10 protein-coding genes are annotated in these 12364 nt (G+C 41.2%); 6 read left to right on the top strand and 4 right to left on the bottom strand.

The genetic code is table 11. From position 1 onward, the window contains the following. The first annotated feature begins 181 nt into the window (after positions 1 to 181). The 3 genes from LGO15_RS23885 to LGO15_RS23875 are packed head-to-tail and all read left to right on the top strand — an operon-like array spanning position 182 to position 2565. Positions 182 to 1132: a heme-dependent oxidative N-demethylase family protein gene (locus tag LGO15_RS23885; RefSeq protein WP_226086287.1), complete on the top strand. Its 951-nt coding sequence runs from the start codon at positions 182 to 184 to the stop codon at positions 1130 to 1132. Continuing rightward, on the top strand, positions 1129 to 1587 hold the full coding sequence (locus LGO15_RS23880; RefSeq protein WP_167830990.1) for a dimethylamine monooxygenase subunit DmmA family protein: 459 nt from the start codon (positions 1129 to 1131) through the stop codon (positions 1585 to 1587). The genes LGO15_RS23885 and LGO15_RS23880 overlap by 4 nt, the downstream gene beginning before the upstream one ends. Positions 1588 to 1605: 18 nt before the next feature. Then, the gene (locus tag LGO15_RS23875; protein WP_226086286.1) at positions 1606 to 2565 is read left to right on the top strand and encodes a PDR/VanB family oxidoreductase; all 960 of its coding nucleotides are present in this window, start codon (positions 1606 to 1608) and stop codon (positions 2563 to 2565) included. Between the two features lie 117 nt (positions 2566 to 2682). Here LGO15_RS23875 and LGO15_RS23870 read toward each other — a convergent pair whose 3' ends face one another. The 4 genes from LGO15_RS23870 to LGO15_RS23855 form a co-directional block, all read right to left on the bottom strand. Beyond that, positions 2683 to 3693 carry an NAD-dependent epimerase gene (locus LGO15_RS23870; RefSeq protein ID WP_226086285.1) on the bottom strand — a complete coding sequence of 337 codons (1011 nt, stop codon included), beginning with the start codon at positions 3691 to 3693 and terminating at the stop codon, positions 2683 to 2685. After that, positions 3690 to 5024, bottom strand: coding sequence for a protein kinase family protein (locus LGO15_RS23865; protein WP_226086284.1), 1335 nt, complete (start codon positions 5022 to 5024; stop codon positions 3690 to 3692). Before LGO15_RS23865 ends, LGO15_RS23870 begins: the two co-directional genes overlap by 4 nt. Beyond that, on the bottom strand, positions 5021 to 6091 hold the full coding sequence (locus tag LGO15_RS23860; RefSeq protein WP_167830993.1) for a glycosyltransferase: 1071 nt from the start codon (positions 6089 to 6091) through the stop codon (positions 5021 to 5023). Before LGO15_RS23860 ends, LGO15_RS23865 begins: the two co-directional genes overlap by 4 nt. Positions 6092 to 6409: 318 nt before the next feature. After that, a complete protein-coding gene (locus LGO15_RS23855) occupies positions 6410 to 7402 on the bottom strand; it encodes a DUF3231 family protein (RefSeq protein WP_226086283.1) in 993 nt (330 codons plus the stop codon). Between the two features lie 157 nt (positions 7403 to 7559). On the opposite strand from LGO15_RS23855, the gene LGO15_RS23850 reads away from it, so the two are divergent. The 3 genes from LGO15_RS23850 (at position 7560) to LGO15_RS23840 (ending at position 11636) form a co-directional block, all read left to right on the top strand. Next, positions 7560 to 7709 carry a lipoprotein gene (locus tag LGO15_RS23850; RefSeq protein WP_023613442.1) on the top strand — a complete coding sequence of 50 codons (150 nt, stop codon included), beginning with the start codon at positions 7560 to 7562 and terminating at the stop codon, positions 7707 to 7709. Positions 7710 to 8006: 297 nt separating this feature from the next. Further along, positions 8007 to 11090 (top strand): efflux RND transporter permease subunit, encoded by a 3084-nt coding sequence (locus tag LGO15_RS23845; RefSeq protein WP_226086282.1) that lies wholly within the window; start codon positions 8007 to 8009, stop codon positions 11088 to 11090. A gap of 210 nt (positions 11091 to 11300) precedes the next feature. After that, complete coding sequence (locus LGO15_RS23840; RefSeq protein ID WP_167830996.1) at positions 11301 to 11636, top strand: zinc ribbon domain-containing protein YjdM; 336 nt, start codon at positions 11301 to 11303, stop codon at positions 11634 to 11636. The last annotated feature ends 728 nt before the right edge of the window (positions 11637 to 12364 follow it).

Below are 12364 nucleotides of genomic sequence, written 5' to 3'. Positions count from 1 at the left end.
GTCAAGTGATAAAACTCCGGCTTTGCATACTTCATCATTATTTCAGGAAAAAGACACAATTATACCGACGTTTCCTACTTGCCCTATATAAGCTTGTCCAACTTTCCCGCTAGTAATGAATTCCTCAGCAAACTTCTGTATAGTATTAAGTAGATGAAAAATTCAGAAAAGGAGGGGTTGGATGGTCTCCGCTGAGGATATCCGTTCATTTCCTTATCCGTTTGGTGAACATGATGTATATAGATATTCTAACAATGCCATTCCATTAAATCCACCAATTGCCATCGAAGTGACGGAAACTTATATAGAGGAAATGAATCTGAAAAGAAAGCTGCTGAATAAGCACCCAGAAAGATGTTATCATTCAGAGCCTCATACCATGAAAGCCCAGTGGGAAGCATTGGATTTGATCTTGCACGATTTGGCCGAGTATGATCCCGGAAAATTCAAGCTTGTTACCAACGATGATAAGTGGATCTTCACTAACCTTCATACCGATGAGAAATACTCCTTCACATTTGGGGATTCGACGACACTGGAAGAGGAGCCTCTTGATTTTGTAGGAAGGCATGTCCAGGAAGACTTGATCCTGATGATGCAGCGGGACGGGGATTTATTCCTGGATGCGGGCCAGCTCTGCTTTCCAGCCAATTGGTCCTTGTATTTTGATGCTGGTATGTCATTCAAAGAAATTCATACACCCATTCCCCGTTTCAAGTCCGAATCTCTTGATGAACGCATCCTCCAGTTTTTAATGAGAATCGAGGCAGGAAGTCCCTGGTGGAGGAAAAACTGGTCATTGATGGCAGGAAACACCTTGGATACATCGCTCGAAACCTTTGCAGATTGGGGACAGAGCCGAAAAAAGGTGACCAAAGAAAATGCTGGCGAGATGGTTCATTTCCGAGTAGAAGTTCAAAAATTATTCCGTCTTCCAAAAAGCAATGGAATTTTATTTACGATCCATACCCATTTGCTTCCGCTTGAAGAGTTCGTTCAGCATACGCCATGGCTGGAGCAGTTTTCGGCAATCCTAAAAGAACTTCCGGAATTCATCGCTGACTATAAGGGGATCTCTCTTTATCGTGATGTTGTCCTGGAATATCTGGAGGGGGAATTAAAAAAGAGATGAATCAGGATTATTTAACATTGATGGAAGGCAAGAGAAAGTTTCTGTTTTGCGCAGATTCAAAAGGTGCCAGGTCTTTATATATTCTCGTTACCCAGGCCATAGATGAGAATGTGCCGTTTGATTTTCATATTTTTCAAGATGTGAGTGAAGAAAGCTTTGTGGATGAATGGCTCAGTCAGCAGAAAATGGGGGTATATCTGTACATTTCGGGTGCAGCGGATTTTTTAAAAAGGATACAAAATAAAGCATTGAAGATAGGCTTTTCCGAACATGACTTGCATTCGCTCCCTACTGGGACAGCTAAGAAAAAACTGGTCTGTTGTACTTGTCACGGTGAAAGTGAAGTAGATGTTCAATCATATATCACGTGTGCACACTGCGGACTGGAGCTTGAAGTGTCAGATCATTATTCACGCCGTTTGGATGCCTATTTGGGGTATGTCACAATCCAATAGAATAGGAGGAGCCATCGATTGCATCGTAAATCTACCTTGGACGTACGGATAAAATCAATTAAACAAGAAACAGCGACAATTAAAAGATTCACTCTGCAGGAACTGAATGGATCAAAGCTGCCGCCATTCAGCGGGGGATCTCATATTACCACTTATTTGCCGAAGGAAGCAGGAGCATTGGAAAGGTCGTATTCAGTTTTTAACCTGTCAGAACCCGGCTTGATCGAAATTGCAATACGGCTGGCAAAACCTTCAACTGGCGGCTCCGATTACTGGCATCATCGAGTTACCGAAGGAGATGTGTTAAAAATCAGCTACCCGAAAAATCATTTTGCTTTGAGTTTCCAGGCTAAGCATCATGTTTTTTATGCAGCTGGTATTGGAATTACGCCCTTTTTATCGATGATGGCGGATCTTGCTGAAAAAGATCAATCCTTTGAACTGCATTACGCGGCAAAATCAAAGGAGCAGTGCGCCTTTTATGATTACTTGAACGAGAACTATCCTGAACATTGCCATTTTTATTTTTCAGAAGGAGAGAATCCTAAACGGTTAACAATCAACCTTCTTAAAAATCACCGAATCGGTACACATGTCTATTTTTGCGGGCCTGAAAAAATGATACAGGAATTCACGAATGCAGCCAAAAGCTTTGGCTATCCTGCGTTCAATGTTCATTATGAACGATTCGCACCACCCGTGAAGAAGGATTCAGTCCCGTTTGGAATTACCTTGAAGAAGAGTGGCAAGCACCTCATAGTGCCCACAGAGCAATCACTGCTGGATGTCCTTCACCAAAATGGCATTGATGTCCCGTATTCCTGTAGAGTAGGAGGCTGCGGTACATGTGAAGTGAAGGTAGCTGAAGGGGAGATTGATCACTACGATTCATTCCTGACAGAAGACCAGCAGCGTTCAAATCGGGCAATCCTAATCTGCGTTTCGCGGGGGAAGGGGGACCTGGTATTGGATATATAGCATGACAAAAACCGCATCCACTGAATGCGGTTTTTGTTGTATTTTATTCGGCCATTTCAGTTTTCTTCTAAAATTGGTCCATAGCCTATAGCTAGGTGCTGTTTATGCCATTAACAATCATTCTTTTAGATGATACTCTTTATACCAATCAACAAAGGATTCTAGCCCTTTATCTAGCGCTGTAGAAGGAGAGAAGCCTGCATCCCTTTGAAGGTCAGTTATATCCGCATAAGTGACTTTCACATCACCTGGCTGCATTGGTAAAAATACCTTCTTTGCTTTTTTGCCGATTTTTTCTTCTAGAGTTTGAATGAAATCCAGGAGTTTTACGGGGTTATTGTTACCGATATTATAGAGTTTGTAAGGCGCATAGCTGGAATTTGGCTCTGGCTTCTTGCGATTCCATTCATCCTGGCGCTTAGGCGGACGATGGAGCAGTTTGACGATTCCGTCAACGATATCGTCAATAAAAGTAAAGTCCCTGCTCATGTCACCATGATTGAATACGTTTATTGGGTTGCCTTGAATGATATCTCTAGTAAATGAATAATAGGCCATGTCAGGTCTCCCCCATGGGCCGTATACTGTAAAGAACCTCAATCCTGTGGTGGGAATATCGTATAGATGGCTATACGTATGCGCCATTAATTCATTTGCCTTTTTAGAGGCAGCATACAAGCTTACCGGGTGGTCGACTGGATCTTTCTCAGAGAAGGGGGTTTTGGTATTTGCCCCATATACAGAGCTGGAAGAGGCGTAAATCAAGTGCTCTACCGGAAATTGCCTGCACCCCTCTAAAATATTCAAAAATCCCAGCAGGTTCGAATGAACATATGAGTGTGGGTGGGTTAGACTATATCGTACTCCTGCTTGAGCAGCTAAATGGATCACGATATTGATTGAATGCTTTTTGAAGAGGGAATGTACTTCTTCTTGATTTGCCAAATCCATTTTGTGAAAAGTAAAATTAGCGTTTGTTTCTAACAGTTTTAACCTATCCTTTTTCAGAGCGGCATCATAATATTCATTCAGATTATCAATACCAATCACGTGATACCCCAGTGCTAATAGTTGTTTTGACAGATGAAACCCTATAAATCCAGCTGCACCTGTAACGATAATACTCATCTTTTTCTATCCTTTAACGGATTGCGATATTGTTCTCTAAACCAGCTCTTTTTGCTCTTTCCTGCAGGATGCTTCGCTTTTTTCATTGACCGTTCTTTTTCTGTAGTATGCGCTTTTTTCTTTGGCTGTGCCTCTTTTGATGCAACCTCTTCAACAATTTCCTGATTATTCTCAGAGAGCGGGATAGGCTCGCTCGTCCATTTTGCATGAGTTTTAGGGTCCAATGCTTTTACCTGTTCAAGGAATGCCTCCAGGTAACCTCTTTCATGAAGGTTTTGGAACAATTCGAGAGGACGGTCTTGTACCCGCGTATATGAGTAAACATGATCGACAAATTTGAACCCTTGATTGGTCAGGAAAATATGCCTTAACGGTGCATCGATTTGTTTGAATCCAGAATTTTTCATCGCAGTTAAAATGTCTAATAGTCGCTTTGTTATTTCTTCTGAAAGACTATCTTGCTTCTTTAGGTACTGGTTTAGATTAGCACCTCTTAAATATTCCATGACAATATAATTCTGACCTGTTTCATAGACCTTTGGAATAAAGGGTAAATCCTGGTTGGATAATAAAACCTCTTTTTCTTGTTTACAGTGATCTGGTTTGCCATAAATCTTTACACACTTGTCTTCACTTATGCGATAAACCGCACCTTGATGGCCCTTGCCGATTAGTGGCTGCGATACAGCACTGTCTACCTTGACACCTTTTCCGGAACCGCCTGATGTGACAGGAATATTCCTGTAATCAAGACTGTTATTATCGAAATACTCTTCCCATGTTTTTAAGGAATCGGGCTCCATTTTTTGGACTCGGGATAAAAAAGAATCTTTTAATAGAATAATATTTAAATCTCTTAATAGTTTAAGTGGAACTGGGTGTTGCCGTTTAAAGGCGTTGACGTGATCGACTACTTTTAATTCTTCATTTTCCAGGACAAAAATATGCCGCAGTGGTGCATCGACCATCGTAAAATTTGCTTTTTTCATTGCATTTAGCATAGAAAGAAGTTTTTTTGTAATCGATTCAGGGATATAGGTGCAGTTTCGCAGATATTCCTTCAATGTAGGTGCGTTAAAGTATTCCATTACCACAAAATTAGTCCCTGTTTCATATAGTCTTGGGAAAAAGGTTAAATGTTGGCCAGCTTTCAGTGCCTCTGCCTCCATCTTCGCCTGCATCTCGTCAGTATAGATTTTTACGCATTTTTCTTCAGATAACTTAAATACAGCTCCTTGAGAGCCCATTCCAATCATTGGATAGTTAGTTGGGTTATCAATTATTAAGGTTTTTATGCCTTTGGTAACTTTAATTGATTTAAATTCCTTCATTTGCTTTTCCCTCCCAACAAATCATCGTAATATTTTGCCTGTAAAAGAAGTTGTTTCTCAGCATCAAAGTATTGTTCAACTTTTTGCCGTGCGGCGCTAGTATAAGATGTCCAATGCCCCCTGTTGTTCAGCATATATTCAAGTGCAGCTGCAAGTTCATCGACATTGTTTTCCTGTACGAGAACCCCTTCTTTATTATGGGTAATCAATTCAGGGATGCCCGCATGATAGGTAGAGACTACCGGCACCCCTAACGCCATAGCCTCTTTCAAGGTATTTGGTATTCCTTCGACGTCTCCATTGGCGGCCTCAAGGCTTGCAGCACAGAACAAATCGGCATTCATCATATACTGCTGTACTTGCTCTTTTGGGAGATGATTTAATAGGCGGAATGAGTCACCTAGATTTAGTTGATTGGCTAAAGAGAGAAGTTCCTCCTCGAGTTCTCCTCTTCCAATGATGGTCAACGTGGAATCAGGGAAGCGATCTTTAATTTTTTGGAAGGCTTGCATCAAGACATGATGGCCCTTTTTTTCTACCAATCTGCCTACGGAAAGAATATTCTGTCCTGATCCAAGTACATTCGGAGCTCTGTAATGGTATTTTGTTAAATCAACTCCTCCGTAAAGGACTTTGATTTTTTCTGGAGGACAGCCCCAGGATTTAATCCGTTCAGCTAAATAATGACAAACAGGATAGAATTGGTCTCCTTTCTCAAAGAGCATTTTCATATGTTCCAAATAAGCCACGGGCTGATCAGCGAGGGTTGCATCACGGCCTCTAATACTCGTTACCAGCGGAAGTTTTGTCTTTTCCTTGAAAGGGAGCAGCAATATGCCCAACTGGCCATGGTGGGCATGTAAAAGAGAAACATTGTTTTTCTTAATGAACTTCTTTGGGGAATAAATTTCACTGAGATAGTGAACCTTTTCATTTAACAGAGATAGGTCAGTCATGTACTTTGGCTGACGCACCATATGAATATAATCGTAACCAGGGACTTCTCGTATCTGAGGGATATACTGGGTGGGATCAACCCTCAAGTTTAAGTGAATAACAGTTTGCAATTATACCTTCTCCTTTCGATTAACGTAGCTGTTCGTAGATAGTTTATGAAGGAAGGGAAAAAGGACTTGGACATATAGGAAAAGAATTAAGGGGAAACCGCGGATTTTTATTTCTCAGGAATGTTTTAAGGGGATAGAAGTTCTATAGAATCTGCGGCCAATGATGAGGACATATACTTTTATAATCATGAAAAGATACCAAAAATGATTAAACGACCTTAACCCTTTGGAATACAGGGGCTAAAGCCGCTTAGATTGTATTTATTATTTCCACTGCCTACTTGATGGGGAGCAGTTCAAATTGAACCTGCTTATTTTCTATATTTTTCGGTCCAACACTTGAGGAGGCTGTTCAAGCCATTTTTCAGTGATGGTCAGGAGCAGGCCTTTTCCGTAAAACATCTTCATTTGGTTGGAGATAATCGTGAATTTGGTGACGATATCCGTCCTCAAACTGGAGGTCAGTGCCTGGTTGATCATGACGAAGCAGAACATTCCGAGGCATGTGTTCACGAAAAATAGCATCAGTTTATCGGAAAAAGGTGAATTTCTAACTTCAAAAATATTATAATCCCCGGAAGCTGAATAGGGGATGTTTTCTTTTTCCAAGACATCGCCAAGTGTCTCCAGGACTTTTTCGAGAGCATCTCTTCCTTTGCTGAAATGCTTCTTCACATCTTGATGAGTAGCTAGTTTACTGAAAGTGACAAGGATCATTTTTGAAAAGCGTGCACGGTGGATGACCCTTGAAATGTTAGCAATTTCCGCTGCATTAACCGGTCTTGAGCCGCCGAATAGGCCATTAAGATACTTCATTTCATCAACCAGATCAACGGTATGATCAAACGCTACCTGAGGGGATTTCAGAAAGATTCCCTGGGATAGCATTAGATCTGTGATTTCATTTTGCATTTGTACCGTGAATTCTATCGCCTTCTGAAAAAGGTTTCTAACATCCTTCCTGGTGCAGTCGGGAAATGCGCTTGGGTATGTACTTAATGACAGCATCGTTATATCATGGCAAATATATAGGATGAAGGTGTCTGAAAATACCTTATCTGCATCCAGTCTGACATCCTTTTCAGTAAATCCCAATGGGATTGTCAGGTTCTCTTTTATAAAAATAGCCTTTAGATCTTCAAGGCTTTGTTCAGAAAAATCCACCAATTTTTCTACTATAGTTTTAACCTCTGGATCCTCAACAGTTGCCTGGAAATATTGAAAGAATCGCAACTCCATGCTGCTTTTCAAGTAGGAAGACCATATATTCGATATTTCCGTTGAGGTGAGATCTACGTTTGTTCCACTCATTCGGCGAGTCACTCCTTTGTTTTTATTGTTCGTTTTATGTTGAAATTTATTACAAATAAAAGAACTTAATTTGTAAGCTGAGTTTTTTTCAGAGAGGCATCAAGATTACATAGAAATTTAAAACCTTGGAAAAACTTTTTTCAAAGGAGGAATGAAAATGAAAAAGCTTTTATTCATGTTTTTATTGGCGATTTCCATGTTCACTGTAACAGGCTGCGGCAATGACGCACCGCCTGAAGAAGGAGAACAGTTGGAAGATGTCGAGGAAGAGGATGAGATCGGTGATGGCGAAATAGATGATGAATAAGAAATGCGTAAGCGCCCTGCTCAGCCCCGACAAGCGCTGGAGGGCCGACCAGTGAAGTCGATTTTTGACTTTATTGGGCGGACTGAAGCGACTCGAGGGGCTAGGCGCTGGAGCTAGACACTAAACTTAGTGTGAAAGTCTATACTCTATCTTATAAATTTTTGAAAATCCGCTTCTTGATGAGGCGGATTTTTTTATGCTCTTTATAGTAACTTCTGAACATCTACAATTGACAAATGACCGGTCAGTCAGTAACATTATTATCGTCAATAAAGTTAATTTGAGGTAGGTGCAGCAGTGAAAAATTTAGTCAATTTTGTGCTTGGAAATAAACTGGCCGTATGGCTGCTTACGATTATCATCACGGTATCTGGAATCTATTCTGGTACGCGGATGAACATGGAGACCATTCCTAATATATCCATTCCTTACTTGATGGTTATGGATGTTTATCCTGGTGCGACTCCTGAAAAAGTAATGGAGGATGTGTCGATCCCGATTGAAAAAGCAGTGGAGGGGCTGGAAGACGTTAAATATGTCTATTCGAATTCCTACTCCAATATGTCGAGTATCCAGGTCGAGTATGAGTATGGTATCGATATGGATGAAGCCAAACGGGCCTTACAAACGGCATTGGATATGGTGACGCTGCCTGAAGGGGCTCAGGAGCCGACAATCACGGCAATCAGTATGAACATGATGCCAGTGGCTGCATTGAGTGTCAGCAGCACTACAGAGGATATTGTCGAGCTGACATCAACTGTTGAGGAAATTATCCTTCCAAAAATCGATAAAATCGATGGTGTTGCTTCTGTGACAATGACAGGACAGCATATCGAAGAAGTTAATCTTACGTATGACGAGGCGAAACTGGCTCAGTTTGGCTTAACAGAAGCCAAAGTGAAGGAAATGATCCAGACCAGCAACCTTGGCGTTTCATTAGGCCTTTTTGAGTTTAAAGAAGGGGAACAGGCCGTTGCTGTCGATGGCAAGTTCACGACTACAGATGAATTGAAAAACATGCTGATTCCGGTCACTCCTTCTGCAGCCAATCCATCACCTTTTGTAAAACTAAGCGAAGTGGCTGAGGTTGAGCTGGTTGGTAAAGTTCAATCCATTTCCCGCACGAATGGTGAAGATGCGATTGCCCTGCAGATTGTCAAGGAACAGCAAGCGAATACTGTTGATGTAGTGAATGCAGTGAAAGATTTAATCAAGGAAGAGAAGTCCAAAATAGATGGTTTAGTCATTGATGTGTCACTTGACCAGGGAGAGCCAATTGAAGAATCTGTCTTTACGATGATTGAAAAAGCTTTATTTGGCGGATTGATTGCGATCCTTGTCATCCTTCTTTTCCTGCGTGACTTCAAATCTACGATTATATCAATTATCTCGATTCCAGTTTCGATATTTATGGCGTTGCTGCTATTGAACTGGATGGATATCACACTCAATATCATGACGCTGGGCGCAATTACTGTAGCGATTGGCCGTGTAATCGATGACTCGATCGTCGTCGTGGAAAATATATATCGACGCCTGCATTTAAAAGAAGAGAGATTAACAGGCCGGGCACTTGTGCGTGAAGCAACGATTGAAATGTTCAAGCCAATCCTATCTTCGACGCTTGTGACAGTTGCGGTATTCGCACCATTGATTTTCGTAGGAGGCATGGTAGGGGAATTATTCGCGCCATTTGCCTTGACGATGACCTTTGCACTGGGCGCTTCACTGATTGTAGCGATTACCATTGTACCAGCGTTATCCCACTTTTTATTCAGGAAGAAGTTATATGGGGAGAAGACGGAAAGCAGCCATAAGGAAGTTGGAAAAATGGCGCATTGGTATAAAGGCGTATTAAATAAGTCACTTAACCATAAGATTATCACATCGCTCATTGCTATTGTTCTTCTTGCTGGAAGCCTTGCCCTGACACCAATCATCGGTTTCAGCTTCATGGGCAGTGAAGAAGATAAAGTAATGTATCTGACTTACACACCTAAAGCAGGTGAGCTTAAGGATGAAACAATTGAAAATGTTGCAGAAGTAGAAGAAGAAATGCTGAAGCGCGATGACATCGATATCGTACAGGTATCGATCAACGAAGAGGCAGATCAGATGACGGCCATGATGGGCGGAGGAGCAGGCGGAGCATTAATGTACCTGATCTTTGACCCAGATATGGAGAACTTCTCAGAAGTAAGGGATGAACTAGAGGAATATGTCTTCAATATTGGCCACAGCGGTGAATGGAAGAGCCAGAATTTCGGCGGAATGTCGATGCCTGAGAATGAAATCAGCTATACCTTGTACAGTGAAGATTTAGGTAAGTTAAACAAGACTGTCAAGATGGTAGAAGAGGAAATGCAGACTGTTAATGGCTTGAAAGACGTAACTTCCAGTGCAGAAGATGCCTATGTAGAATATACCTTCAAGGTTGAGCAGGATGAATTGCTGCAATATGGTCTGACAGCAGGACAGATTGTCATGATGCTCAATCCGAACAAATCGAAAGAAATCTTGACGACTGTTGAAAAAGATGGAGAATCACTGGATGTCATTGTCCAGCAGGAGCAAGCTGAACAGCCAGAATCAATCGTTGACATCCTTGCCACAGAAGTACCAACAGCGCTTGGAACGACCTTGCCGCTGTCAGAATTGGTAACAGTTGAAGAAGGTACTACGTTGAATACATTGGCCCGCAGCAAAGGCCAGTACTATGCTTCAGTATCAGGAACGGTCGTAAGCAAGGATATTTCAAAGGCTGCTGCTGATGCTGAAAAAGCAATTGATGAACTAGATTTGCCTAAAGGTGTGGAAGTTGGCGTGGCAGGTGTCCAGGCAGATATGACCGAAACATTCACCCAGCTTGGAGCTGCAATGCTTGCTGCGATTGCGATCGTCTACTTTATCCTGGTCGTTACCTTCCGTGAAGGTGTGGCACCATTTGCGATCCTATTCTCGCTTCCATTCGCAGTCATTGGTTCATTTGTTGGATTGCTGATCGCAGGTGAAACGATTTCTGTCTCAGTCATGATGGGTCTGTTGATGCTGATTGGTATCGTCGTAACGAACGCCATTGTGCTTGTAGACCGAATCATTCATATGGAAAGAGATGGGCTGACAATGCGTGAAGCGGTCCTTGAGGCAGGAGCTACACGTTTACGTCCAATCCTTATGACCGCTATTGCTACGGTTGGTGCCTTGATTCCATTAGCAATCGGCTCAGGAGGAGGCGGACTGATCTCCAAAGGCCTTGCGATCACGGTAATTGGTGGCTTGATTAGCTCCACATTATTAACTCTGATTATCGTACCGATTGTATATGAAGTTCTATCAAGAATATTCAAGAAAAATCGTAAGGACATTGTAGAAAACTAATGAAAAGCCCTGATGGATGATTGATCGTCCTATCGGGGCTTTTTGGTATTCAGTAGTCTTCTAATCTATGTGGTACTCAGTAAAGACATATTCTATATGATTTTACAGACTTTTTGATGACTAACAGTCGTATTTTGCTAATACGATAGGAATGTGGCTGTAACTTGGCTATAATAAAGCTTATTAACAAGGAATGCGGAGGCTTAAACGATGTCTAATTTGCCAAATTGTCCAAAATGCAGTTCAGAATATACATATGAGGATGGACCGCTGCTCATTTGCCCAGAATGCGCCCATGAGTGGGATCCCGCGGCTGAGAGTGTAGATGATAGGAAGGTAATTAAAGATTCGAACGGAAATATTCTGAGCGATGGTGATACCGTTTCTGTCATCAAAGACCTTAAAGTGAAAGGTACTTCATCTGTAATTAAAATTGGCACTAAGGCTAAAAATATCCGTTTAATTGATGGTGACCATGATATTGAGTGTAAACTAGAAGGATTTGGAGCGATGAAGCTTAAATCTGAATTTGTTAAAAAAATCTAGCTTCCTTAAGCCAGGCATTGACCTGGCTTTTCTTTTTTATCTGCAATCTTCTTCCTCTGTCGTCATCCTTCGACGGTATCCTACTTTGATTTTCCTGCCTATTACCGAGAGGGGAGGGGGGGTGCCAGTTCTTATACATCACTGACCTGAGTTCTACTAGATCCTTTAATCTGCTTCTGAGATACTTATTCTTTTTTTATCCTAGTCTTGCACTGCAACCGCAAATTTCAGAATCGTTTTATAATCTGTTTGATAGGAACATGGATTTTACACAGAAACCTCAGTTGAATTTTTATCTATTGCCTCTTCACCTTTTTATGGGCACCGATTTTCCCTTTCTGTATTTGCATAAAATCTACCAATAAAAAGAGAGGGTAGGGAGTTGGAGAATAAATTATGGAAATTAATAGAAAAATTCGCCCATTAAGCGGTTGTATACAGAAAAGTAAACATGTATACAGAATGTAAACATCGTGTGTACAAATGTGTTTACAAGTATACGAATACGTATACATGCTGTTAAATCAATATGTATACAAGTTTGTATTCATTGTGTACAATTATGTATACAATGACCTTCTGTTTACATCGCGTTTACATGTTTACATTTATATTTCTTTTTGTCCGTACTGCTTGCAGTATCTATTATTTACCTTTACCTTTAAAATAGTAAGTGAGTATACATAATTACTTAGATTTACATCAGATTATTGAAAAGGAATGATGAA

The sequence above is a fragment of the Mesobacillus sp. S13 genome, assembly GCF_020422885.1.
GTDB classification, from domain to species: domain Bacteria; phylum Bacillota; class Bacilli; order Bacillales; family Cytobacillaceae; genus Mesobacillus; species Mesobacillus selenatarsenatis_A.
This window is presented reverse-complemented; position numbering and strand designations above follow the sequence as displayed.

What these genes read in the sequence shown, in the direction of transcription:
- LGO15_RS23885 (WP_226086287.1), top strand. Translation starts at nt 182, where the DNA reads ATGGTCTCCGCTGAGGATATCCGTTCATTTCCTTATCCGTTTGGTGAA.
- LGO15_RS23880 (WP_167830990.1), top strand. Translation starts at nt 1,129, where the DNA reads ATGAATCAGGATTATTTAACATTGATGGAAGGCAAGAGAAAGTTTCTG.
- LGO15_RS23870 (WP_226086285.1), bottom strand. Translation starts at nt 3,693, where the DNA reads ATGAGTATTATCGTTACAGGTGCAGCTGGATTTATAGGGTTTCATCTG.
- LGO15_RS23865 (WP_226086284.1), bottom strand. Translation starts at nt 5,024, where the DNA reads ATGAAGGAATTTAAATCAATTAAAGTTACCAAAGGCATAAAAACCTTA.
- LGO15_RS23855 (WP_226086283.1), bottom strand. Translation starts at nt 7,402, where the DNA reads ATGAGTGGAACAAACGTAGATCTCACCTCAACGGAAATATCGAATATA.
- LGO15_RS23850 (WP_023613442.1), top strand. Translation starts at nt 7,560, where the DNA reads ATGAAAAAGCTTTTATTCATGTTTTTATTGGCGATTTCCATGTTCACT.
- LGO15_RS23840 (WP_167830996.1), top strand. Translation starts at nt 11,301, where the DNA reads ATGTCTAATTTGCCAAATTGTCCAAAATGCAGTTCAGAATATACATAT.